We start from the raw sequence: 21,786 nt of genomic DNA on the forward strand, positions 1-21,786 counted from the left end.
TTCGAGGGCTGGGCAGATTCAGCAGGCGACCGTTCTGCGCAAACGCTCACCGTCCACCTCTAGCAGCCTCGCTCAGCCCGTCTCGACCCGCAGCAACTGGCTAAGCACCGCGCGCAGCTTGCCGGGTTTCACCGGTTTGTTCAGCAAGGGCGCGCCCAGCGCCTGCAGCTCGCGCCGGCACTGATCGCTGCGGTCGGCGGTGATCATCACCGCCGGTATCGGCAAGGCAAAATGCTCGCGCAACTGCTGCACCACCTGACAACCAGTCACCCCGTGATCGAGATGGAAGTCGGCGAGGATCAGCTCCGGCGCCTGGCCCTGCAGTGCCGTCAAGGCCACCGCCTGATCGGTGGCGGTGAGCACCTCGCAGCCCCATTGCCCGAGCAGCGCGGCCATGCTGTGGAGAATGCTCAGTTCGTTATCCAGCACCAGCAGGCGCCGCCCCGGCAGTGGATTGCCGGCTCCCGCCTGCAGAACTACCGCCGCGCTGCTGGCCACGGGGGCTTGCCGGGACAGCGGTACGTCGATGCTGAACACCGAGCCGCGCCCGGGTTGCGAACGGACCCGCACGGCGTAGCCGAGCATCGCAGCGATCCGCTCGACGATCGCCAGCCCCAGGCCGACGCCCTTGCGATCGGCGGCGCGACCGACATCCAGCTGATTGAACTCAAGGAAGATCGACTGCAACTGATCGGCGGCGATGCCGCGACCGGTGTCCCAGACCTCCAGCGCCAGCACATCGCCACGCCGGCGGACGCCGAGCAGGATGCCGCCGCGCGGGGTGTAACGGCAGGCGTTGCTGAGGAAGTTACGCAAAATCCGCGTCAGCAGGCGGAAGTCGGTGTTGACGCTGTAGGCCGGGATACGCACGCGCAGGTTCAGCCCAGCGGCAGCGGCCACCGGCTGGAACTCCGAGGCCAAGGGCGCCAGCAGTTCGTCCAGGCGGTAGACATCGACATCCGGCTTGATCGCCGCCTGATCCAGCTTGGAGATGTCCAGCAGGTCGGTAAGCAGGTCCTCGGCGCCTTCCAGTGCTTGGTGCGCGCGTTCCACCAGCAGCTGTTCGGCTTCTGGCAACCGCCGCTCGCGCAGCGTCGAGATTAGCAGCCGCGCGGCATTCAAGGGCTGCAGCAGGTCATGGCTGGCCGCCGCCAGGTACTTGTCCTTGCTCAGGTTGGCCGCCTGCGCCACATCGCGCGCCTCGCGCAATTGCTGGTTGAGGGTCTGCAGTTCCTGGGTGCGAGTGGCGACGCGCTGCTCGAGCTCGTCATTCAGGGTCTGCAGCCGTTGCTGGGCCTGAATGCGTTCGGTGATGTCGGCGACAAAACCTTCTACCAAGCCCTCTTCATCCGGTTTCAGCAGCAGGTTCATCAACACATCGACGTGGCTGCCGTCCTTGCGCCGCAGCCGGGTTTCGTAACCGAACAGCCCGGAACGCTCGCGCAACACCTCACGAATCCGCAGCACCTCCGCTTCGCCGCCCACAAACAGGTGGCTAGCCATATCGGTCAGCGACCACAGCACGTCCTGCGGGTCGTCGTAGCCGAGCATCCGCGCCAGCGCCGGATTGGCTGCGCGCAGGCCCTCGTGCAGGTTGGCCTGGAAGATGCCGTGCACGGCATGTTCGAAAAGCCACTTGTAGCGATTGCGCTCGGTTTCCAGTTCTTCCAGGCGGGTCAGCAGTTCCGGGTAATGGCTCTTGCGTGCCGAATGGCTACCGAGCCCCAGCAGCCCAGCCATGGCTTTTTGCTGTTCGTCAGAGGGCCTCGCCATAGACGACCTCGACATCGCGCTGACTCGACGCGCGGGGGTTGGTGAGGATGCAGGGGTCGCCCATGGCATGCTGCGACAGGAACGGAATGTCGGAATTACCGACACCGTGCAGGCCAAGGGTTTCATGGAAGCCGACAGCATGCTTGAGGGTGATCAGGTGCTCGACCAGCCGCTGGCGAATCTGGTTGTGATTGAGGCCGCGGCAGTCGATGCCGAAGGTTTCGGCGATGATCTTGAAACGCTCCGGCGCGGCGCTGTAGTTGAAGGCCACCACGTGCTCGACCAGTACCGCGTTGCACAGGCCATGCGGCAGATCGAGGAAACCGCCAAGGCTGTGGGACATGGCGTGCACCGCGCCGAGGATCGCGTTGGAAAACGCCAGCCCGGCTTGCATGCTGCCGAGCATGATCTTCTCGCGCAGGGCTATATCGTTGGGGTTGGCGATCATCTGCACCAGGTTGCCGTTGATCAGGCGCATGGCTTCCAGCGCGTGGGGGTCGGTGAGTGGGCCGTGGCCAGTGGAAACGAAGGCCTCGATGGCATGCACCAGCGCATCGATACCGGTACAGGCGGACAGGAACGGATCCATGCTGGCGGTGGTTTCCGGGTCGATCAGTGACACGTCGGGGACTACTGCCTTGCTGACGATGGAGAACTTCATCCGTTCCTGCTGGTTGGAGATGATCACGAACTGCGAGACGTCGGCCGAGGTGCCGGCGGTGGTGGGGATCATGATCAGCGGCGGACTGGGCACGCGGAGGGTATCCACGCCCTCGAACTCGAGGATGCTGCGGTCGTGGGCGACCACGATGCCGATGCCCTTGGCGCAGTCCATCGGGCTGCCACCGCCGACCGCGACTATCACGTTGCAGCTATTGGCGCGGTAGATTTCCGCACCGAGCATCACCTCTTCCACCCGCGGGTTGGGCGACACCTGGGTATACAGGCAATAGTCGATGTCCTGCTCCTGCAGGCTGGCCTCGATGTCGGCGACCCAGCCGGCGGCGACTACCCCGGGGTCGGAGACCACCAGCACCTTACGGGCGCCGAAGGTCTTGGCGTAGTTGGCGACGTTATGTCGGCAGCCAGCACCAAAGATGATTTCCGGGGAAACGAATTTGCGCAGCTGGCTTACATCGTGGCTCATGCAACGGCCTGATTTTCTTGTAATGAAAGAGTACAGAGCAGCCTACTGCATCCATCGGACATTGCAATGCGACTATCGCCGTCAGCGGCCGGCTAGCCCAGCAGTCGTTGGTAGAAGCGCCATTCCAGCTCAAGGGTTTCGGCCAGATGGGCGGCCTGGCGAAAGCCGTGGTGCTCATCCGCATAGCAGTGATATTCGACCGGGACGCCACGCTGTTGCAGGGCGGCGACCATGGCCTCAGTCTGCTGCGGCAGCACCACGGCGTCCAGCCCGCCCTGGAAGAAGATCACTGGCGCGTTGATCTTATCGGCGTGATACAGCGGGGTGCGGGCCCGGTAACGCTCGGCATCGCGCTCAGGGTCGCCGATCAGCCAGTCCAGATAGTCCGCCTCGAACTTGTGCGTCACCCGCCGCAGTGCCAGAGGATCGCTGACGCCGTACAGACTGGCACCGCCACGAAAAGCGTTATGGAACGCCAGGGCGCACAGCGTCGTGTAACCCCCGGCACTGGCGCCTCGGATAAAGGCCCGAGCAGGATCGATCAGCCCGTGCTCGGCCAGATGCGCGACCAGTGCCAGGACATCCTCGACCTCGACCAGCCCCCACTGGCCCTGGAGCCGCTGCCGGTAGGCGCGACCAAAACCGCTGCTACCTCGATAGTTGAGGTCCGCCACGGCGAAACCACGCTGGGTCCAGAACTGGATACGCGGGTCGAACGCCGGATAACAGGCCGAGGTCGGCCCCCCGTGGAGAAATACCAGCAAGGGCGGTTTGTCCCCTTCCGGCCCCCGATAGTCGGCATTCGTCGGCTTATAGAAGAAGGCGTGGGCCTGCTCGCCAGCGCTGGCGAAACTCAATGGCTGTGGCCGCGCCAGCTGTGCGGCGGGCAGCGCCTGTTCGCCGCCAGCTAGTACCTGCACCGAGCCGTCGAAGCGGTCGATGGCCAGAATTGCCGGCAAGCGCTCTGGCGCGGCGGTGATGCAGTAGAAGTTCTCGGCATCCGCCGCCAAGGCACGGAAACGGCTGAAGGCCTCGGCCAACGGTCGTTCCGTACCATCCGCGCAGCGCTCCACTAGCGCACCCCAGCCCTGGACGAAACGGCTTAGCAACATCCCCTCGTCCACCAACGGGAGGTAGCTACAGGCGCCCAATTGCCAGGGCGCTGCAGCATGGTCGGCAGCAGCGACGCACCCTACCGGTAGCCATTGGCCCTGTTGTTCGGCCCAAGGCTGCCACCAGCCGTGGCGGTCGCTGAGGCAGAACAGGCGGCCATCGACGCCGAAACGCGGCTGTTGCAGAGACTCGGCGCCTGTGTTCCCGGCCACCACCTGCGCCGGCAACCAACCGCCCTGCCCGTCCCGCTCCGCCAGGAACAAGCGGGTTGCGGTCCAGGGTTGTTCGGGGCGATTCCATTCGATCCAGGCCAGGCGCTCGCCATCTTCACTCAGGGTTGGCCCGGCATAGAAGTCGGCGCCCTCGACCATGACCCGACGGGACCCGTCATCCAGGCTGAAGCTGACCAGGCGATGCTCGACCCTGCCCTCTGCCTGACGCTCCTCCACCGCCAGCACGGCCTGCTGCCGGGCAGCGAAACACAGATCGCCGAACCGGCTATCGACGCAGTCTGTGAGGCGTTGCGGTTGTCCATCCAGGGCTTGCAGGTAGATCTGCTGGTCCGCCTCGTTGACGAAGGCCACGCCCTGATCGGTCCGGCAGAAGGCGCCGCCACCGTACTCGTAGACCCGGCTGCGCAGGGAGAAAGCCGCCGGCGTCAGGCACTGGGCCTGGCCATCATGCCAGTGCCAGACCGTGCAACGCGAAGTCTGTGGGCAGAATTCGATCCACAGCAGGCCACCATGACCGGCGCGCAGTTCGGCGAAATCGCGACTGGCGACGGCGGCCCGCTCGGCGGACCAGGCGCTCGGCCAGAAGCCGTAAGGCGTCGGGACTTTAGCCATGCAGGCCTCGTAGTCAGGGGAATAGGTGGTGCGCACGGCGCACCCTACGGGTTACTGGTCGTAGGGTGCGCCGTGCGCACCATCGGTTCATACCTTAAGGATCAGTTTAGAGGCTCGCTCATTGCGCATGACCAATTCGTCCAGACCACGCGGGGCCTGCTCCGCCTCGGCGCGAGCGGCGAGGATCAGCCCGTGGTGCTCCGACTTGCCGCACACCGGGTCGGCGTTGCTGGCATCGCCGGTGAGCATGAAGGCCTGGCAGCGACAGCCGCCGAAATCCTTGTGCTTCTCGTCGCAAGAGCGGCACGGCTCGGGCATCCAGGCGTCGCCGCGAAAACGATTGAAGCCGAAGGAGTCGTTCCAGATGTGCTGGATGCTGTGCTCGCGCACATTCGGGAATTGCACCGGCAACTGCCGGGCGCTGTGGCACGGCAGCGCAGTGCCGTCCGGAGTGATGTCGAGGAACAGGTTGGCCCAGCCGTTCATGCAGGCTTTCGGCCGTTCCTCGTAGTAGTCCGGGGTGACGAAGATCAGCTTGCACGGGTGCTTCTGCGCTTCCAGCTTGGCCCGGTATTCGTTGGTGATGCGCTCGGCACGCTGCAGCTGCGCCTTGGTCGGTAGCAGCCCGGCGCGGTTGAGTTCGGCCCAGCCGTAGAACTGGCAGGTGGCGAGCTCAACGAAGTCGGCTTCCAGCTCCAGGCACAGTTCGATGACCCGCTCGATGCGGTCGATGTTGTGCCGATGGATGACGAAGTTGAGCACCATCGGGTAACCATGGGCCTTGACCGCGCGGGCCATCGCCAGCTTGTGCGCGAAGGCCTTCTTCGAGCCGGCCAGCATATTGTTGACCTCCTCGTCGGCGGCCTGGAAGCTGATCTGGATATGGTCCAGCCCGGCCTCGCTGAACTCGGCGATGCGCGCTTCGTTGAGGCCGATGCCGGAGGTGATCAGGTTAGTGTAGTAGCCCATGTCCCGGGCGGCCTCGATCAGCTCGGCGAGGTCCTGGCGCACCAGCGGTTCGCCACCGGAGAAGCCCAGTTGCGCCGCACCCATCTCGCGCGACTGGCGAAACACCTCGATCCACTCGGCGGTCGTCAGCTCATCGCCCTGCTTGGCAAAGTCCAGCGGGTTGGAGCAGTACGGGCACTGTAAGGGGCAGCGGTAGGTCAGCTCGGCCAGCAGCCAGAGCGGCGGGCCGGGCTGCGCCTTGAGCGCTTCGGGCCCGGCTGCAGACTTAGTGCAACTCGATCCAGAACTGAGCATTGGCTACCTCCATAAAGGCAAGGATGTCTTCGTCGATGCCCGGCACACCCGGGAAACGCCCACTCAGTTCGTCGATGATGGCGGCGACGCTCTGCTGGCCGTTGACCAGCTTGAGGATTTCCCCGGCACTGTCGTTGAGCTTGATCATGCCTTCCGGGTAGAGCAGCACGTGGCAGTTCTGCACCGGCTCCCATTGCAAACGAAAACCGCGGCGCAGCTTCGGTACCTGCTGCTGGATGGCTTGGCTCATTCAGGCGCCTCTGGCGTAGGGTGCGCCGCGCGCACCAGCAGGATCGAAGTAATGGTGCGCACGGCGCACCCTACATACGGTTCGGTGCGGGCTGCTCATAGCGCAATCCCCCGATGCCAGACCCGTTCGCGGGTGACGCTGTGATATGGCGGGCGCTCCAGTTCGTAGGCCATGCTGATGGCATCGAGCATGCTCCACAGCACGTCCAGCTTGAATTGCAGGATCTCCAGCATGCGCTGTTGCGCCTCGTAGCTGCGGTAGTGCTGCAGGGTGATGCGCAGGCCGTGCTCGACATCGCGGCGCGCTTGCTTGAGGCGCGAACGGAAGTAGTCGTAGCCGGCCGGATCGATCCAGCTGTAATGCTGCGGCCAGCTGTCCAACCGCGACTGGTGGATCTGCGGGGCGAACAATTCGGTCAGCGAGCTGCTCGCCGCCTCCTGCCAACTGGCGCGGCGGGCGAAGTTGACATAGGCATCCACCGCGAAGCGTACGCCGGGCAGCACCAGTTCCTGCGACAGCACCTGCTCACGCTCCAACCCTACGGCCTCGGCCAGGCGCAGCCAGGCCTCGATACCGCCCTCCTCACCCGGTGCGCCGTCGTGATCGAGGATGCGCTGCACCCACTCGCGGCGGGTGTCGCGGTCCGGGCAGTTAGCCATGATCGCCGCGTCTTTCAGCGGGATATTCACCTGATAGTAGAAACGGTTGGCCACCCAGCCCTGGATCTGCGCGCGGCTGGCGTGGCCCTGGTACATGGCCACGTGGAACGGGTGATGAATGTGGTAATAGGCGCCCTTGGCACGCAGTGCCTGCTCGAATTCGGCCGGGCTCATGGCGGTGGTGCTCATGTCTGGCTCCTCACAGCTGGATGCTCATGCCATCCCAAGCGACTTCGATGGCGTGCTCGGCCAGGATGGCGCGTTCCGCGGAGTCGACGTCGAGAATCGGGTTGGTGTTGTTGATATGGATGAGGATTTTGCGCGGCCCCGACAAGCCATCGAGCACCTCGATCATGCCGCCCGGCCCGCTCTGGGCCAGATGGCCCATCTCGCTGCCGAGCTTGTCGCCGACTTCGCAGACGCGCATTTCATCGTCGCGCCATAGCGTGCCGTCCACCAACAGGCAGTCGGCACGGCGCATCCAGGCCCGCAAGGCGTCGTCGAGCTGGCCGAGGCCGGGGGCGTAGAACAGTTTGCCGCCGCTCTGCAGGTCCTCGACGAACAGGCCAATGTTGTCGCCCGGGTGCGGGTTGCTGCGGTGCGGCGAATACGGCGGCGCGCTGCTGCGCAAGGCAATCGCGGTCAGGCGCAGGTTCGGGCAGGCCGGAATGCTGAACGGCGTGCCGTCCAGCTCGATCAGGTTGTGCTGCAGGCCGCCATTCCAGTGGCCGAGCATGTTGAACAGCGGAAAGCCGCTGCTGAGGTCCTGGTGGACCATCTCGGTGCACCAGACCTGATGCGGGCAACCCTCGCGCAGGGTCAGCAATCCGGTGGCGTGGTCGATCTGGCTGTCGAGCAGGACGATGCCGGCAATCGCCGTATCGCGCAATTTGCGCGCCGGTTGCAGCGCCGGAAAGGACTCGATCTGCGCACGGATATCGGGCGAGGCGTTGCACAGAATCCAGTGCACGCCATCGTCACTGAGGGCTATCGACGACTGGGTACGCGGTTGCGCGCGCAGGCTGCCGTTACGCACGCCGCGGCAATTGCGGCAGTTGCAGTTCCACTGGGGAAAACCGCCACCGGCGGCGGAGCCGAGAATCTGGATGTGCATGCTGGTTCCTGACGCAAATGCCCCGGCAAGCCGGGGCAAAGCGGATCAACGGTTGGCGAAGTACATGGTCACTTCGAAACCAATGCGCAGATCGGTGAAGGCGGGTTTAGTCCACATGGCTCAGTCCTCGTTTTTATCCGCCGGAAAATTCCGGCAAAACCAGTTAACCACCGGGACAGCAAGCATCGAATGGTACTTTCGGAGGAGTTTTACTCGTGATTTGGTAGCGCATGCGCTGGACGGGTAAGAGGTTATCCCGCCTGCGCCCCGGCAGGCCTTGCTAGTGCGTTGACTCGGTGTCGCAGAGTGAACTTTAGCCCACCCAGATGCCTACGGTGCTGGGCTGAAGCCCAGCCAGCGACGCTACGGGACTAACGACCGCCCACCACCCAGGCCAAACAATAAAAAACGCGGCCGAGGCCGCGTCGCGATAGGGGTTTGCCAACCCTTAGGAGTGGGTAGGCAGCTTCACTGACAAACCGCACCTGGGGAGGTGCATCGGCAAAAAAGAGCCGGCCGCGGGAGCGCGCGGCCGGCTGTACAGGTTTAGAAAAAGCCCAGCGGGTTGATGTCGTAGCTGACCAGCAGGTTCTTGGTCTGCTGATAGTGGTCGAGCATCATCTTGTGGTTTTCACGGCCGACACCGGACTTCTTGTAACCGCCGAACGCGGCGTGTGCCGGGTACAGGTGGTAGCAGTTGGTCCACACCCGGCCGGCCTTGATCGCCCGGCCCATGCGGTAGGCGCGGTTGATGTCGCGGGTCCAGAGGCCGGCACCGAGGCCGAACTCGCTGTCGTTGGCGATGGCCAGGGCTTCGGCTTCGTCCTTGAAGGTGGTGATGCCGACCACCGGGCCGAAGATCTCCTCCTGGAACACGCGCATCTTGTTGTGGCCCTTGAGCAGGGTCGGCTGGATGTAATAACCACCACCCAGGCTGCCGGCGAGCTTCTCCACACCGCCGCCGGTGAGCAGCTCGGCGCCTTCCTGCTGGGCGATCTCCAGGTAGGAGAGGATCTTGTCGAACTGCTGCTCGGAGGCCTGGGCGCCGACCATGGTCTCGGTGTCCAGCGGGTCGCCGCGCTTGATCTTGGCGACCTTTTTCATCACCACGGCCATGAACGACTCGTAGATCGATTCCTGCACCAGTGCGCGGGATGGGCAGGTGCAGACTTCGCCCTGATTGAAGAACGCCAGCACCAGGCCTTCGGCGGCCTTCTCGATGAAGGCCGGCTCGGCCTGCATGATGTCTTCGAAGAAGATGTTCGGCGACTTGCCGCCCAGCTCGACGGTGGAGGGGATGATGTTTTCCGCCGCGCACTTGAGGATGTGCGAGCCGACCGGGGTCGAGCCGGTGAAGGCGATCTTGGCGATGCGCTTGCTGGTCGCCAGCGCTTCGCCGGCTTCCCGACCGAAGCCCTGAACGATGTTGAACACGCCCGGTGGCAGCAGGTCGGCGATGATTTCCGCGAACACCATGATCGACAGCGGAGTCTGTTCGGCCGGCTTGAGCACCACGCAGTTACCGGCGGCCAGGGCCGGGGCCAGCTTCCAGGCGGCCATCAGCAGCGGGAAGTTCCACGGAATGATCTGCCCGACCACGCCCAGCGGCTCGTGAAAGTGATAGGCAGCGGTCAGTTCGTTGATCTCGGCGGCGCCGCCTTCCTGGGCACGGATGCAGCCGGCGAAGTAGCGGAAGTGGTCGGCGGCCAGCGGCACGTCGGCGTTCAGGGTTTCACGCACCGCCTTGCCGTTGTCCCAGGTTTCGGTGACGGCCAGCACTTCGAGGTTGGCTTCGATGCGGTCGGCGATCTTCAGCAGAACCAGCGAGCGATCCTGGGCCGAAGTCTTGCCCCAGGCCTCGGCGGCAGCGTGGGCGGCGTCCAGCGCGCGGTCGATGTCTTCGGCGCTGGAGCGCGGGAACTCGGCGATCACCTGGCCATTCACCGGCGAGGTATTGGTGAAGTACTGGCCCTGTACCGGCGGCACGAACTCGCCACCGATGAAGTTGCCGTAACGGGGCTTGAAGGAAACGACGGCGCCAGCGGTGCCTGGTTGCGCGTAAATCATGGCGATGGCCTCTCTTGTCGGAGCCTGTCCCGAACATAGGACAGATCATGTTTGGATCTTAATCAGGCACCCTGTGGCGTCGGTATGCACCCATGGCACAGGAGAGCTACTCATTTGGTAGTAGTTGCCTACGCAACGCCCGTTCCAGGGCGCACTGGAGCCTGCGCGGGGAGCGCCATGGCCCCGGTGCTCTGTGGTGCATGATCTGGTGCGGAGCAGCGCTCCCTACGGTGGAGTGGCTTTCGAGCCGGTTTGTTCCAGCGATCCGTGGCGATACAGGCTGCCGTCGGCCAGACGCACCTGGCGCGCCACCGGGTCGATGTCCGCAACCCAGGCCTGCACGTGATAGGAGCGGCTAATCGAGGCCAAGTTGCGCAGGCCGCCCCAGTGGCGCCCATTGATGAAGATCGGCACCGACAGATCGTGCATCAGCTCGCCGGTGTCACGGGTGTAAGTCTGCAACAGCAGCGGCTGCTGGTGGCTGCCGCAGCGGATGCCGGTGCGGTCGTTGAACAGGCGCTTGCTGCGACTGCGGGCGGTATCGAGCTCGCGGCCTGCTGACTGCGGCTGGAGGTGACTTCTTCGGTCTGAATCATCACCTCGGCACTGGCGACGATGCGCGCGGCAGCATCCAGTTGCGAATGCAGCTTCTTGCCCAGACGCAAACGACAAGGCCGGCAATGCCGGCCTTGTCGTTGCTGCTTTGCGGGTTAACGCTTGGCGACCAGGTCCTTCGGCAGTTTGAAGGTCCAGATCATCCCGCCCTGGTCGAGGTCCTTGATGCGCTTGGCCACCTCGCCGCCCCACAGCGGTACCGCGCCGCCCCAGCCGGAGAGCACGGTGACGTACTGCTCGCCATCCATTTCCCAGGTGATAGGCGAGGCGATCACGCCCGAGCCGGTGTTGAACTCATAGAGTTTCTTGCCGGTCTTGGCGTCGAAGGCCATCAGGAAACCTTCCGGGTTGCCGGTGAACACCAGGTTGCCCTTGGTCGCCAGCACGCCGCCCCAGAGTGGCGCGTAGTTCTTGTAGCGCCAGGCTTCCTTGCCGGTTTTCGGATCGATGGCGCGCAGCACGCCGATGTAATCCTCGTTCAGCGGCTTGATGGTGAAACCGGCACCGAGGTAGGCCGCGCCTTTCTTGTAGGCCACGCCTTCGTTCCACATGTCCATGCCCCACTCGTTGGACGGCACGTAGAACAGCCCGGTGTCCTGGCTGTAGGCCATCGGCATCCAGTTCTTGCCACCCAGGAAGGACGGCGCGACAAACACCGACGAGCCCTTCTTCGCGTCACCCGGAGCACCCGGGCGGTGGGCGTCGTCGTAGATCGGCCGGCCATTCTTGTCCAGGCCCTTGGCCCAGGTGATCTTGTCGACGAAGGGGAAACCACGGATGAACTCGCCGTTGGTACGGTCGAGCACGTAGAAGAAGCCGTTACGGTCGGCGGTGGCGGCGGCCTTGATGGTCTTGCCAGCGTCCTGGTAGTCGAAGGACACCAGTTCGTTGACGCCGTCGTAGTCCCAGCCATCGTGCGGGGTGGTCTGGAAGTGCCACTTGATCGAACCGTCTTCCGGGTTCAGGGCCAGACGCGAAGAGGAATACAGGTTGTCGCCCGGACGCAGGTGCGAGTTCCACGGCGACGGGTTACCGGTGCCGAAGAACAGCGAGTCGGTGGTCGGATCGTAGAAGCCACCCAGCCACGGGGCCGCGCCGCCGGTCTTCCACAGGTCGCCAGGCCAGGTCTGGCCCGGGGCGCCGCCGGAGATACCGTTCTCGACCGCCTTGCCGTCCTTGTAGACGAAACCCATGTGGCCTTCCACGGTCGGCCGGGTCCACAGCAGCTCGCCGTTGCTCGGGTCGTAGGCTTCGATCTTGCCGACTACGCCGAACTCGCCGCCGGCCACGCCGGTGATCAGCTTGCCCTTGGCGATCAGCGGCGCCGCGGAGATCGAGTAACCGGCCTTGTAGTCGGCTACGGTCTTCTTCCACACCACCTTGCCGGTGTCCTTGTTCAGGGCGACCAGCTTGGCGTCGAGGGTGCCGAAGATCACCAGGTCGCCATACAGGGCCACACCCCGGTTGATCACGTCGCAGCACGGCATGATGCCGTCCGGCAGACGGGCGTCGTACTGCCAGAGTTTCTTGCCGGTGCGTGCATCGGCGGCAAACACCCGCGAGTAGGAGGCGGCGACGTACATCACGCCGTCCTTGATCAGCGGCTGGGCCTGTTGGCCGCGCTGCTTCTCGCCACCGAAGGACAACGCCCAGACCGGCCGCAGTTCCTTGACGTTGTCGGTATTCAAGGTATCCAGGGTGCTGTAGCGCTGGCCCTGCTGGCTGATGCCGTTGACCACGATCTGGTCGTTACGCTTGCCACTGGCGCTGATGTCTTCATCAGTGACCCCGGCCTGCGCCGACAGGCTGGCCAGCGTGACCGCGGCAAATAGCGCCGTGCGGACGAAGGGTTGGGTGAGACCGTTGTGCTTCATTGCGGCTACCTCTGCGGGCTTGTTGTTGTGTCCGGGAAAATTTCCCGGTCTGCGGCGAATTCTTGGTCTGCCCCGCCTGTTCAACAATTGACCGCAGTGCGGAGTTTCATCCTCCCTTGGTAGCAATACTCGCTCGCCTCGCCGCCCGGCAGCTGTTCACGGCCAGGCCCAAGTTCGCCCACTGCCGACGGCAGGCATTCTTTAGTCTCAACCGCCCACCCTGAAAAGAGCATATCCGCACGCCACCCAGGCTTTTACAAAGTGCTTCCCCCACGCTAATGGAGAAAGCCCATGGAACGTCCGCTACTCGTCTGTTGTCTGCTCGCCATCCTGCCGCTCGCCGCCCAGGCGGTTGAACCGATCCCAATCGGCCTCACCTATCCACGTACCGGCAACTACAAGGCCGAGGGCCTGGAACTCAATCGCGGCGCATTGCTGGCCGTCGACCAGATCAACAGTGGCGGCGGCGTGCTGGGCCGGCCGCTGGAGCTGCTCGGGGAGAACTCCGCCGCGCGGGAAATAACCGCCCAGCAGAACATCGAGAAGTTCGCCCAGCGCGGGGTGACGATGGCCTTCGGCGGCGCCACCAGCGATGAAGCCATCGCCGCCGGCAAGCGCGCCCATGAACTGGGCATGCTGTATTTCGCCACCCTCAGCTATGCCAACGACGTCACCGGCAGCCAGGGTCAACGCTACCTGTTCCGCGAGTCCAACAGTGCCTGGATGAGCGCCAAGGTGCTCGGCGAATACCTGGCCTGGCACATGCCGCACCGACGCTATTACTACATCATGCTCGACGACACCTGGGGGCGCAGCATGGAGAGTGCCCTGCGCACCGCCACCAACAGCCAGGATCGTGCCAGCAACGGTTACAGCGCAATTCCCGCCAAAGGCGCACGGCACGCCGACTACCTCAAAGCCCTGCAAAAGGCCGCGGCCAGCGAGTCCGACATGCTGGTCATCGTCTTACTCGGCGACGACCTGATGCGCACCATACGCCTCGCCAGCAACCTCGGCCTGAGCAAGAAGATGCAAATCATCGTGCCGAACCTGAGCAAGAGCATCGTCCGGGAAGCCGGCCCGACTGTGATGGCAGGCGTGATTGGCACCGAGGCCTGGACCTGGAGGGTTCCCGAGCAGGAGAAAAGCCCTGAGGGCCAAGCCTTCGTCGACGCCTTTATCGCCCAGCACCACGAATACCCAGGCAGCGCGGCGGCCTCGGCCTACAGCATCGTGCGCCAGTGGGCCGACGCCGTGCAGCGCAGCGGAAGCCTGGATAACGAAACGGTGATCGCCGCCTTGGAAAACCACCGCTACCAGCTACTCAAGGACGAACAGCAATGGCGCGCCTTCGACCACCAGAACGTACAAACCATCTATGCCGTGAAGGTCAAATCGCGTGACGAGATCGTGCGCAGCCCACTCAAGCAGGACTACTTCGACATCATCCACCGCATGGACGGTGAAGCCGCGGCGCCGAGCCTGGACGACTGGCAGCAGGAACGTGGCGACAACCTGACCTTGCAGTGAAAGAGTGCCGCGCGCACCACCGTCATGCGGGGCGCGCGGCAGTTCGGGGTTGATCGACGCGTTTGAGTTGCTGTGCCTCGTAGCGCGGGTACAGGTGGCTGACGCTGCGGATCAGCTCATAACGACTGAGGTTGACCTTGGCGAAGCGCTCGGGAACCGGCACACGGAGCATTTCGTTCATCTCGGCGCCACGCGTGGCACTGTCGCGCAGCAGGCCGTCGAACCAGCCCAGGTAGTCACGCATCTGCACAAAGGGTGCTGGGTCGCTGGCGACCGGGCCATGACCGGGGACGATGAGTTTCCAGGGCAACTGTTGCAGGGTGTCCAGATCGCCCAGCCAGACCTCCAGCCCCGGGCTGTTGGGCGTGGTCAGCGCGCGCTGGTAGAACAACAGATCGCCGAGGGCAGCGGATCCTTGCTTGGCGGCACTGGCGCGGCCATGGCCGCCGTGGACAGACCGAGCAACAGGGTAATTCGCCACAACATCGCACGCCCCCTTGAGTATTGCGGGGCGCCGGACCCTACCGATTCGCTACTGCACGTCCTGATACAGCCCTGGCAACTCGTAGCGCAGACCATAACCGGCGTAAATTTTCAGCAGACGGCCGTCGTGCACCATCTCCTCGATTTGCAGCTCGATGGCGTTGGCCAACTGGCGGTTGGCCTCATGCACCGCCATGCCGATATCCCAGGTCGGTTGACCGAGGTTCGGGTAGGTGTTGTCGGCGGCTTTCAAGGCTGGGTCCTGAGCCTGGAACAGCAGCCAGTCCAGCTCGCCGCGCAGGGCCATGACGGCATCGACCTGAGCGCCCTGCATGGCTTCGAAGGCGGCTTTCGAGGTGGGGAAATGCTGGGTGTTGCGGCTCAGTTGGCCGCCAAACACCGAGGACAGGTAGAACGACGGCACGCTCTCCAGCTCGACTCCGATGGGATGGATGCGGAATACCCCGACGCTATCCACCGTCGGCAAACGACGGCTGTCATGCACCACCTGCCAGCGTTCGCGCTGGTAGGGGCCGAACATCACCACCTGCTCGTTGACCAGTTCGCCCAGCTCATTGCGCTTGTTCGAGTAGTCGCGGTCATAGGGCACCCGCAGCATCACATCGGCAAGCAGCGTGGGTCGCAGGTAATGGCCCTTCCAGATGAAGTTGCGCAGGTCGTCATCGAGTTTCTCGCCCGGTGTGACCCACAGCAGTTCGAGCTTGAGGCCCAGGCCCTCGGCCAAGGCCTGGGCCAGTTCGACGTCGACACCGCGCGACTGGCCGGCCTGCTGGAAACTGTACGGCGGAAAGTCTTCATACACGGCAGCCTTGAGCACGCCCGAGTCGACGATGTCGTCATACGGGCGCACCTGTGCCTGCGCGAACGGCAGGCACAGCAGCGAGCACAGCAGTGCGAGCAGGCGCATGATCGTCACTCCTCGACGGCCACGCTTTCCAGATAGGTGCGGATCGACCACAGCGCTTCCTGGCTGAGGAAGTCGGCCATCTTCGGCATGTACACCGCGCCGTCGCGCACCGCACCGTTGATCACCCGTTCCTTGTACCACTCATCGCCTTCAATGCCCGCCTCCAGGTGACGCAGGTCCGGCGCTATGCCCCCCGAAATGGCTTCCAGGCCATGGCAACGGGCGCAGTTCTGGGTGTAGGCCGAGGTGCCGATTTCCACGGCCTTGGCGTTGTTCGCGGAGGGTTTGCGGTAGGGGTTCTCGTCGCGCCATTCCTTGCCCAACGGCTCCAGCCCCTCGACATTCACCGCCTGCGGCGTGACATCACCATGGGCCAGGGCCAATCCGGTTACGCTCAGGCCGGCCCACAGGATCAGACCACGTAATGCGTTGTGCTTGTTCATGACTTCCATCCTCTTCGAGATGCTGTGCAAGGCAAAACGCTCGGCAAGAGCGCAGTGGAGAGAATGGTAAGAACGGCCAGCCCAGCGCCGTATGCTGCTTTGTGGCTTTTCCCCTACTTCCTTGGTAGTAGAGCGCGCGGAGGTGTTGCCAGGCGTTTTCGTAGGCTATGTCTAAGTTAGCTGTTGCAGGGAGGAGTCCATATATGGGCTTAAGGTCTGTGCGAACTGCTCAGGCGCGGGTCTTGCGCCCCACAGGCCAACTAGGTAGCCAGCGGCTGCGCGAGGTAGGCATGCCCGGCGAGGATGCGCCGCACCGCCTCGACCAGCACTTCGGGCGGCGAGCTCTTGCTGATGTAGCCAACAGCGCCGGCATCCAGCGCCTGACGTACCAATGGCAACTCGTCGTGCATGCTGAAGAACAGCACGCGCAACTGCGGTAGACGCTGACGCAAGCGCCGGGTGGTTTCCAGGCCGCTGATGCCCGGCAGGGAGACGTCCATGATCACCAGGTTGGGGATCAGGTTCTGTACCTGCTGCAGCGCCTCTTCGCCGCTGGCCGCCTCGCTCACCGCGACTTCGGGCAACAAGGCGCACAGCAGCCTGGCATAGCCCTGGCGCACGACGGAATGGTCATCGACCAGCAAAATCTTCATCGAGACTCCTGCAGTGGAATGCGCAGGCACAGCAGCCAGCCGCAACCAGGGCCCGTGCGCAGGCGCAATACGCCACCCAGGCAGCGGGCACGTTCGAGCAGCGAGCGCAAGCCGATGCCTGGCCTTGGCAAGCGCGCGGCCCCCTGGCCATTGTCATGCACCAGCAGGCACAGGCGGCGCCCCTGAACCCGCAGGCGCACGCGCACCTCGCTGGCCCTGGCATGGCGCGCCACGTTGGTCAGCGCTTCCTGCAAGAGGCGATAAAGATGGGCCTGGTGGCTGGCTGAAAGCACCGGGAGCCGGTCGCTCATGCGCAGGTGGCAGCGGATACCCTGCGCCCCTTGCCATTGCTCGGTGAGTAGCTGGATCGCCGCGCCCAGTTGCAGGCGCTCCAGCACCACCGGATAAAGGTCGCGGATCAGCGCGCGGAAGCTCTCTTGCAGGTGCTGGCAGTTGTCCTCGAGCCCTCGTACGGTCAGGGCGACGGCCTGCGACTGCCCCGTCATGGAGCGCAGCAGCAGGAGTTGCGCGCGGATGCCACTGAGGTACTGGCCGAGGTCGTCGTGCAACGCCAGGGCCAGATGCTTGCGCTCATGCTCCTGCAGGGCCAGCAGCGCCTGGGTCAGCTCGGCGTTGTCGGCCTGCACCTGTTCCAGCGTCGCCACCATGCTATTGAAATGCCCGGCCAGCAGCTGCGACTCGCGCAGCGAATAGGCCGGCAGGCGAACCTGCAACTGCCCCAGGGAAACCTGGTGCAAGCCGCCGAGCAGTTTATCCAGCACCCGCAAGCCGCGGCGCACGGCCCAGCGGATCACCAGCAGACTGAGCAGCAAGGCCAGGCCGAACAACCCCAGCAGTTGCACCAGAGAATCCCAGACCTCGTCGATTTCATCGCGCGGGTCGACGCTGATCAGCACCTGCCGGCCGTCGGCCAGGCGCAAAGGCTCGGCGAATTGTTCGGTTGGTGGATAGAGCCGAGCGCCCAGCCAGGCATCCAGCGGGTCGGCTTGTGGGGCAGGCAGCGCTGTGCCATCCAGCCAGCGCACGCGCACATGACGCAAACCGCGGGTCAGCTTGGATTCCAGGTTGGCAGGGTCACGCAGAGCGGCTTCGCGCAGGTACTCGACCAGCGCCTGCGCGGCGTTCAGTTCGCGCCGTATGTCATGACTGGCCTGACGCATCAGCATCGCCATGCAGAGCAGCGCCACCAGACTGAAGAACAGTATGACCAGCAGGTTGATACGCCAGAGAGCAGACATGCCAACCTCGCTTACTTGACGATAAACACGCCCTGCATGCCCTTGCCCTCGAGGCCCTTGGCGTAGAAGCGGTACTGGCCGGGTTTGATCGGCACGAAGAAGATTTCCGCCTCACCGGCCTCCTCGAATTCCAGTTCGGTGAGGGTCACCGCCTTGATCTCGACACCACCGGCCTCGACCTTGCGCAAGAAGATCGAAGTGGCGAACTCCGGCGCCTGGAAGGCGTATTCCTTCTGCCCGCTGGCGATGATTTTGAGCTGGTAGGCCTTGCCAGTCTCCAGCTGGTATTCCTTTTGCGACAGGCTGTAGTCGCTCGCTTCGGAGCCCAACAGCAGATCCGGCAGAGCGGTGCTGCGGCGGGTCAGATCACCGGCGGCATGCAGCTTGTCGAAGCCGATCATGCTCATGATCAACAAGACGGGCAGAAACAGGGGCTTGAAGGTACGCATGCGGGATTCCTCGGTGTTATTGCTTTTGTGCCTCCATGCTAGGGGCGCGTCGCCCAGTGCGACTTACTACCTTGGTACAGCCTGACTGGTACTTTCTGCATATTTCCCCCACCCCTGGCGCTTCCTATGCTGGCGACACCAGAAGAGGAGTCGCCCCCATGCGCCAGTTTGTGATTTACGGCCTGGCTTACCTGTTCGCCATTACCAGCACGGCACTGCTGGCGACCCACGGCGTCGCCGCCGAGGCCGGCGCGGGCAACGACGGCCTGCGAGTGCGCATCGGCTACCTGGGTTACACCCCGGAGCGCGGCCCGCTGCTCTCCAACGTCATCCCCGAACCCGAAGACGCTGGCCTGCGCGGCGCCGAACTGGCGATCGTCGACAGCAACAGCACGGGGCGTTTCCTCAAGCAGCGCTATGAACTGCAGGTGGCCAACGCCGACAGCCCGGAACAACTGCTGAGCGCCGCGCAGAAGCTGCATGCCGAGGGTTTGCGCCTGTTCGTGGTCAACGCCCCGGCCGCCAGCCTGCGCCAGCTCAGTGCCAGCCTGCCGAACAGCCTGCTGTTCAACGCCGGTAGCGCCGACGACGAACTACGCCGCGACAACTGCCCGGTCAAGGTCCTGCACAGCCTGCCCAGCCGCGCCATGCTTGCCGATGCTCTGGTGCAGTTTCTCGCCGTGCGCCAGTGGCAGCGTGGGCTGTTGATCGTCGGCCAGCAGCCCGAAGATCGGGCCTACGCCGACGCCCTGCGCCGCGCCGCCAAACGTTTCGGCCTGAAGATCGTCGCCGAGAAACCCTGGAGCTTCGATAACGACCAGCGCCGCAGCGCCCAGGCCGACATGCCGCTGTTCACCCAGACCGAGGAATACGACGTGGTGCTGGTGGCCGACGAGCGCGGCGACTTCGGCGAATACCTGCCCTACAACACCTGGTATCCGCGCCCGGTGGCCGGCACCCAGGGCCTGACCCCGAGCGGCTGGCACAAGACCGTGGAAACCTACGGCGCCGCCCAGCTGCAGAAGCGCTTCGAGGCCCATGCCAAACGCTGGATGAACGATCGCGACTTCGCCGCCTGGATCGCCGTGCGCAGCATCGCCAGCGCAGTGACCCGCCTCAAGCAGGCGGACGCCTTGGCCATCCGCGAGTTGGCATTGTCCGCCGAGCTGCCCATCGACGGCTTCAAGGGCCGCAAGCTGAGCTACCGCGACTGGGACGGCCAACTGCGCCAGCCGATTCCCCTGGTGCAGCCCAGATCCCTGATCAGCACGTCGCCCCAGGACGGCTTCCTGCACCCCTTCAGCGAACTCGACAGCCTCGGCCTGGATGCCCCGGAAAGCACCTGCCGGCTGAGCGAAGGGCAGCCATGAAACTGCTCCTCGATCTCTTGCCGGCAATATCGGCTGGGGCGCACGGCGCACCCTACGAGACGCGGCTGGCGCGCCGTACTCAACACAGTAGGGTGCGCCACGCGCACCACTGGCCCCTGATAACAACAAAGGACTCTGCCATGCCCCGCCGCCTACTAGTCCCCCTGCTCGCCGCACCGCTGCTGCTCGCTGCCGCCATGGCCCAGGCCGCCACCGCCTATGTCTCCAACGAGAAGGACGACAACCTCAGCGTGATCGACCTGGACACGCTGGAGGTCACCGCCACTCTGGAGGTCGGCAAGCGCCCGCGCGGGCTGGTGCTGTCGCGCGACAAGCAGCGGCTGTACATCTGCGCCAGCGACTCCGACAGCGTGCAGGTGATGGACCTGGCCACGCGCAAGATCGTCAAGGAGCTGCCGTCCGGCGCCGACCCCGAGCAATTTGCCCTGCACCCCAACGACCGCTGGCTGTACATCTCCAACGAGGACGATGCCCTGGTCACCGTGGTCGACACCGAGACCAGCCAGGTGCTGGCGCAGATTGACGTTGGCGTCGAGCCCGAAGGCATGGCCGTCAGCCCGGACGGCAAGTGGGCAGTGAATACCAGCGAAACCACCAATATGCTGCACTGGATCGACACCGCGACCCAGACCCTGACCGACAACACCCTGGTCGATCAGCGTCCACGGCATGTCGAGTTCAGCCAGGACGGCTCGCAGATCTGGGCCTCGGCGGAGATCGGCGGCACCGTCAGCATCATCGATGTGGCCAGCAAACAGATCGTCAAGACCCTCAACTTCCAGATCAAAGGCGTGCACCCGGACAAGGTGCAGCCGGTCGGCGTCAAACTCAGCGGCGACGGCAAGTACGCCTTCGTCGCCCTCGGCCCAGCCAACCATGTGGCGGTGGTGGATGCCAAGACCTTCGAGGTACTCGACTACCTGCTGGTCGGCCGTCGCGTCTGGCACATGGCCTTTAACCCGGACGAAAGCCTGCTGCTGACCACCAACGGCATCAGCGGCGACGTTTCGGTCATCGATGTGAACAGCCTCAAAGTCAGCAAATCGATCAAGGTCGGACGCTATCCCTGGGGCGTGGTGATCACGCCATGAATGCCCTGGAAGTGGCCGACATCAGTTTCAGCTACGGCGCCCGCCGCGCCCTCGAGCAGGTCAGCTTCAGCCTTGAGCCGGGGCGTTTCACCGCCCTGCTCGGCCCCAACGGCGCCGGCAAGTCGACGCTGATCGCCCTGCTCACCCGCCTGTATGACCTACAACAGGGCGAGCTGCAGGTTTACGGCCATTCCCTGCGCCGGCAACCACGGCTAGCCCTGCGCCAACTTGGTGTGGTGTTTCAGCAGAGCACCCTGGATCTCGACCTCAGCGTCGAGCAGAACCTGCGCTACCACGCCGCCCTGCACGGCATGCCACGGCAACTGGCGAACGCGCGCATCGATCAGGAACTGGCGCGCCAGCACCTCGACGAACGCCGTCGCGACAAGGTCCGCGACCTCAACGGCGGCCACCGCCGGCGGGTGGAGATCGCCCGTGCGTTGCTGCACCGCCCACGCCTGCTATTGCTCGATGAAGCCAGCGTCGGCCTCGACCCGGCCAGTCGCCAGGCGCTCATTCAGCACGTCCGCGATCTGAGTCGCGACGAAGGCTTGAGCGTGCTGTGGACCACCCACCTACTCGACGAAGTGCAGGCCGACGACGCGCTGCTGGTGCTCGATCGCGGCCGGCTGATCGCCAACGGCAGCACCAGCGCCATCAGCGCCGGCCATGGCGGCAGCCTCGCCCGGGCCTTCGAACGACTCACCGCACCCAAGGCCTGTGCATGAACGCCACCCACCCCCTCGGTGCGCATGGCGCACCCTACCCAAGGCAAACCCATCCCGTAGGGTGCGCCGCGCGCACCATGACCAACCGCCAAGGTGCGCACAGCGCATCCT

At 64.4% G+C, this 21,786-nt stretch carries 18 protein-coding genes and 3 pseudogenes; 4 read left to right on the forward strand and 17 right to left on the reverse strand.

Annotated features, from left to right (window positions below):
- Nucleotides 1-72: 72 nt before the first annotated feature.
- The 11 genes and pseudogenes from FFS12_RS18755 to FFS12_RS18805 all read right to left on the reverse strand — a co-directional run bounded on the left by FFS12_RS18755 (nucleotide 73) and on the right by FFS12_RS18805 (nucleotide 12,720).
- On the reverse strand, nucleotides 73-1,773 hold the full coding sequence (locus FFS12_RS18755) for a NahK/ErcS family hybrid sensor histidine kinase/response regulator (protein WP_137889107.1): 1,701 nt from the start codon (nucleotides 1,771-1,773) through the stop codon (nucleotides 73-75).
- Entirely contained in the window at nucleotides 1,757-2,920 is a 1,164-nt protein-coding gene (gene ercA, locus FFS12_RS18760) for an alcohol dehydrogenase-like regulatory protein ErcA (protein WP_137889109.1), read from the reverse strand. Before ercA ends, FFS12_RS18755 begins: the two co-directional genes overlap by 17 nt.
- Nucleotides 2,921-3,012: 92 nt before the next feature.
- Entirely contained in the window at nucleotides 3,013-4,878 is a 1,866-nt protein-coding gene (locus FFS12_RS18765) for a S9 family peptidase (RefSeq protein WP_137889111.1), read from the reverse strand.
- Nucleotides 4,879-4,965: 87 nt separating this feature from the next.
- On the reverse strand, nucleotides 4,966-6,141 hold the full coding sequence (pqqE, locus tag FFS12_RS18770; protein WP_137889113.1) for a pyrroloquinoline quinone biosynthesis protein PqqE: 1,176 nt from the start codon (nucleotides 6,139-6,141) through the stop codon (nucleotides 4,966-4,968).
- On the reverse strand, nucleotides 6,113-6,391 hold the full coding sequence (gene pqqD, locus FFS12_RS18775; RefSeq protein ID WP_137889115.1) for a pyrroloquinoline quinone biosynthesis peptide chaperone PqqD: 279 nt from the start codon (nucleotides 6,389-6,391) through the stop codon (nucleotides 6,113-6,115). Before pqqD ends, pqqE begins: the two co-directional genes overlap by 29 nt.
- Before the next feature lie 95 nt (nucleotides 6,392-6,486).
- Nucleotides 6,487-7,239, reverse strand: coding sequence for a pyrroloquinoline-quinone synthase PqqC (gene pqqC / locus FFS12_RS18780; RefSeq protein ID WP_137889117.1), 753 nt, complete (start codon nucleotides 7,237-7,239; stop codon nucleotides 6,487-6,489).
- Between the two features lie 10 nt (nucleotides 7,240-7,249).
- The gene (pqqB, locus tag FFS12_RS18785; RefSeq protein WP_137889119.1) at nucleotides 7,250-8,164 is read right to left on the reverse strand and encodes a pyrroloquinoline quinone biosynthesis protein PqqB; all 915 of its coding nucleotides are present in this window, start codon (nucleotides 8,162-8,164) and stop codon (nucleotides 7,250-7,252) included.
- Between the two features lie 45 nt (nucleotides 8,165-8,209).
- On the reverse strand, nucleotides 8,210-8,281 hold the full coding sequence (pqqA, locus tag FFS12_RS18790) for a pyrroloquinoline quinone precursor peptide PqqA (RefSeq protein WP_003253598.1): 72 nt from the start codon (nucleotides 8,279-8,281) through the stop codon (nucleotides 8,210-8,212).
- Between the two features lie 429 nt (nucleotides 8,282-8,710).
- Entirely contained in the window at nucleotides 8,711-10,231 is a 1,521-nt protein-coding gene (locus FFS12_RS18795) for an aldehyde dehydrogenase family protein (protein WP_137889121.1), read from the reverse strand.
- Between the two features lie 225 nt (nucleotides 10,232-10,456).
- Nucleotides 10,457-10,774: pseudogene (locus FFS12_RS20330) on the reverse strand (hypothetical protein); the annotation flags it as partial.
- Between the two features lie 167 nt (nucleotides 10,775-10,941).
- Entirely contained in the window at nucleotides 10,942-12,720 is a 1,779-nt protein-coding gene (locus FFS12_RS18805; protein ID WP_137889123.1) for a PQQ-dependent methanol/ethanol family dehydrogenase, read from the reverse strand.
- A gap of 291 nt (nucleotides 12,721-13,011) precedes the next feature.
- Between FFS12_RS18805 and FFS12_RS18810 the strand changes: the two genes are divergently transcribed.
- Entirely contained in the window at nucleotides 13,012-14,250 is a 1,239-nt protein-coding gene (locus tag FFS12_RS18810) for an ABC transporter substrate-binding protein (RefSeq protein ID WP_137889125.1), read from the forward strand.
- 22 nt (nucleotides 14,251-14,272) lie between these two features.
- Here FFS12_RS18810 and FFS12_RS18815 read toward each other — a convergent pair.
- The 6 genes and pseudogenes from FFS12_RS18815 to FFS12_RS18840 all read right to left on the reverse strand — a co-directional run.
- A pseudogene (locus tag FFS12_RS18815) lies at nucleotides 14,273-14,698 on the reverse strand (MBL fold metallo-hydrolase); the annotation flags it as partial.
- Nucleotides 14,699-14,782: 84 nt separating this feature from the next.
- Nucleotides 14,783-15,661: an ABC transporter substrate-binding protein gene (locus tag FFS12_RS18820; protein ID WP_137889127.1), complete on the reverse strand. Its 879-nt coding sequence runs from the start codon at nucleotides 15,659-15,661 to the stop codon at nucleotides 14,783-14,785.
- 5 nt (nucleotides 15,662-15,666) lie between these two features.
- The gene (gene pedF, locus FFS12_RS18825; protein ID WP_137889129.1) at nucleotides 15,667-16,104 is read right to left on the reverse strand and encodes a cytochrome c-550 PedF; all 438 of its coding nucleotides are present in this window, start codon (nucleotides 16,102-16,104) and stop codon (nucleotides 15,667-15,669) included.
- 263 nt (nucleotides 16,105-16,367) lie between these two features.
- Nucleotides 16,368-16,757: pseudogene (locus FFS12_RS18830) on the reverse strand (response regulator transcription factor); the annotation flags it as partial.
- Nucleotides 16,754-18,016 (reverse strand): sensor histidine kinase, encoded by a 1,263-nt coding sequence (locus FFS12_RS18835; protein WP_137889131.1) that lies wholly within the window; start codon nucleotides 18,014-18,016, stop codon nucleotides 16,754-16,756. The gene FFS12_RS18835 and the pseudogene FFS12_RS18830, both read right to left, overlap by 4 nt.
- An 11-nt stretch (nucleotides 18,017-18,027) precedes the next feature.
- A complete protein-coding gene (locus FFS12_RS18840) occupies nucleotides 18,028-18,465 on the reverse strand; it encodes a copper-binding protein (RefSeq protein WP_137889134.1) in 438 nt (145 codons plus the stop codon).
- A gap of 158 nt (nucleotides 18,466-18,623) precedes the next feature.
- Here FFS12_RS18840 and FFS12_RS18845 point away from each other — a divergent pair, with 158 nt between their 5' ends.
- From FFS12_RS18845 to FFS12_RS18855, 3 genes are all read left to right on the forward strand, one after another.
- Nucleotides 18,624-19,835: an ABC transporter substrate-binding protein gene (locus tag FFS12_RS18845; RefSeq protein ID WP_137889136.1), complete on the forward strand. Its 1,212-nt coding sequence runs from the start codon at nucleotides 18,624-18,626 to the stop codon at nucleotides 19,833-19,835.
- A 140-nt stretch (nucleotides 19,836-19,975) separates the two neighbouring features.
- Nucleotides 19,976-20,947 carry a YVTN family beta-propeller repeat protein gene (locus tag FFS12_RS18850; protein WP_137889138.1) on the forward strand — a complete coding sequence of 324 codons (972 nt, stop codon included), beginning with the start codon at nucleotides 19,976-19,978 and terminating at the stop codon, nucleotides 20,945-20,947.
- On the forward strand, nucleotides 20,944-21,675 hold the full coding sequence (locus FFS12_RS18855) for an ABC transporter ATP-binding protein (protein WP_137889140.1): 732 nt from the start codon (nucleotides 20,944-20,946) through the stop codon (nucleotides 21,673-21,675). Before FFS12_RS18850 ends, FFS12_RS18855 begins: the two co-directional genes overlap by 4 nt.
- Nucleotides 21,676-21,786: the final 111 nt, after the last annotated feature.

This window comes from Pseudomonas sp. 2FE, from assembly GCF_005503735.1.
Classification (GTDB): Bacteria; Pseudomonadota; Gammaproteobacteria; order Pseudomonadales; family Pseudomonadaceae; genus Aquipseudomonas.

Coding starts and splice junctions, on each gene's coding strand:
- FFS12_RS18840 (WP_137889134.1), bottom strand. CDS start 18,465: ATGCGTACCTTCAAGCCCCTGTTTCTGCCCGTCTTGTTGATCATGAGC.
- FFS12_RS18845 (WP_137889136.1), top strand. CDS start 18,624: ATGCGCCAGTTTGTGATTTACGGCCTGGCTTACCTGTTCGCCATTACC.
- FFS12_RS18855 (WP_137889140.1), top strand. CDS start 20,944: ATGAATGCCCTGGAAGTGGCCGACATCAGTTTCAGCTACGGCGCCCGC.
- FFS12_RS18820 (WP_137889127.1), bottom strand. CDS start 15,661: ATGCGCCTGCTCGCACTGCTGTGCTCGCTGCTGTGCCTGCCGTTCGCG.
- pqqD (WP_137889115.1), bottom strand. CDS start 6,391: ATGAGCCAAGCCATCCAGCAGCAGGTACCGAAGCTGCGCCGCGGTTTT.
- pedF (WP_137889129.1), bottom strand. CDS start 16,104: ATGAACAAGCACAACGCATTACGTGGTCTGATCCTGTGGGCCGGCCTG.
- FFS12_RS18795 (WP_137889121.1), bottom strand. CDS start 10,231: ATGATTTACGCGCAACCAGGCACCGCTGGCGCCGTCGTTTCCTTCAAG.
- FFS12_RS18850 (WP_137889138.1), top strand. CDS start 19,976: ATGCCCCGCCGCCTACTAGTCCCCCTGCTCGCCGCACCGCTGCTGCTC.
- pqqC (WP_137889117.1), bottom strand. CDS start 7,239: ATGAGCACCACCGCCATGAGCCCGGCCGAATTCGAGCAGGCACTGCGT.
- pqqB (WP_137889119.1), bottom strand. CDS start 8,164: ATGCACATCCAGATTCTCGGCTCCGCCGCCGGTGGCGGTTTTCCCCAG.
- FFS12_RS18765 (WP_137889111.1), bottom strand. CDS start 4,878: ATGGCTAAAGTCCCGACGCCTTACGGCTTCTGGCCGAGCGCCTGGTCC.
- ercA (WP_137889109.1), bottom strand. CDS start 2,920: ATGAGCCACGATGTAAGCCAGCTGCGCAAATTCGTTTCCCCGGAAATC.
- FFS12_RS18755 (WP_137889107.1), bottom strand. CDS start 1,773: ATGGCGAGGCCCTCTGACGAACAGCAAAAAGCCATGGCTGGGCTGCTG.
- FFS12_RS18835 (WP_137889131.1), bottom strand. CDS start 18,016: ATGTCTGCTCTCTGGCGTATCAACCTGCTGGTCATACTGTTCTTCAGT.
- FFS12_RS18810 (WP_137889125.1), top strand. CDS start 13,012: ATGGAACGTCCGCTACTCGTCTGTTGTCTGCTCGCCATCCTGCCGCTC.
- FFS12_RS18805 (WP_137889123.1), bottom strand. CDS start 12,720: ATGAAGCACAACGGTCTCACCCAACCCTTCGTCCGCACGGCGCTATTT.
- pqqE (WP_137889113.1), bottom strand. CDS start 6,141: ATGCTCAGTTCTGGATCGAGTTGCACTAAGTCTGCAGCCGGGCCCGAA.